Origin of the sequence: Elizabethkingia argenteiflava, assembly GCF_009904105.1 — a bacterium.
In the GTDB taxonomy this organism is placed as follows: domain Bacteria; phylum Bacteroidota; class Bacteroidia; order Flavobacteriales; family Weeksellaceae; genus Elizabethkingia; species Elizabethkingia argenteiflava.
Genome location: NZ_JAAABJ010000056.1, coordinates 1 through 841, shown reverse-complemented (window position 1 = coordinate 841; position 841 = coordinate 1). Strand labels below are relative to the sequence as shown.

The 841-nt window shown below is 34.7% G+C and carries 1 protein-coding gene and 1 pseudogene; both read left to right on the top strand.

The genetic code is table 11. The features are described 5' to 3' along the window. Positions 1–132: 132 nt before the first annotated feature. Positions 133–234: pseudogene (locus GNY06_RS15375) on the top strand (IS982 family transposase); the annotation flags it as partial. A gap of 369 nt (positions 235–603) precedes the next feature. Then, on the top strand, positions 604–744 hold the full coding sequence (locus tag GNY06_RS00275; protein ID WP_166518305.1) for a hypothetical protein: 141 nt from the start codon (positions 604–606) through the stop codon (positions 742–744). Positions 745–841: the final 97 nt, after the last annotated feature.

Here is an 841-nt window from a genome sequence, read left to right as displayed (position 1 = left end):
TGAGGTAAAATCCACCTTTCTATTTTATCTTTACTGATGAGTTCCAGATTATTAGTTATTTAAATTGCAATACAAATTTGCTAATTTTCTCGGAACTCTTTTTGTGTAAATAAGTTTAAACAACTTCGATATGATCTGAAGCTGTTAGCGCTGAATATTACTGCAGAATATAGGTCAATTAATTCTGAATTACAGTTATCTATTGTATTCCGGGAACTAATTGGTAAGCAAATAATAAGGTATTCACTATGAGTTTAACCAACAATAACAAGCGTTTAAGAAAATAAAAGACATTCTGAAAAAAGAAGGAACTGCCGAAGTCGATTGGGAATTTCCCATTACTCCAAATAGCGAACGGACAGATAGAGACTTCGGCAGTACTATGGGACAAGTTCTCCAGATTCTAGAGTATTACTATGGATAAAATCGTACAATGGACAGATAAGACTCATTACGGAGCTGAACGACAAAGATAAATCTATCGTATTCCGTATGATTGAAACAAGTATTACACAAAAGAAATTTAAAGATTTCTTTAAAAAAAATAGAGGGTGTATCGCGAACTGTGTCATAAACATTATCTTTATTTAAATATAATATCTTATGGCACAAGAAGAATTTGACTTTGAGTCTTTTAAGAATGAGGCTATTGCCGGCCTTTATTCTGGAAAAAAAAAGACTGGCACCGATGGGGTTCTGGCTCCAATGGTGAATCACTTTCTGGAATCTATGATGTCCGGTTAGCTTGAATACCACCTTGCTCAAGATAAACTTAACGAGCAAATTAACCGTAAGAACGGTAAAACGAAGAAGGCCGTGCGTAGTCTAAGTGCTGGCTCAT

Excerpts from the sequence above, each read along its gene's own strand:
- GNY06_RS00275 (WP_166518305.1), top strand. The coding sequence starts at position 604 with ATGGCACAAGAAGAATTTGACTTTGAGTCTTTTAAGAATGAGGCTATT.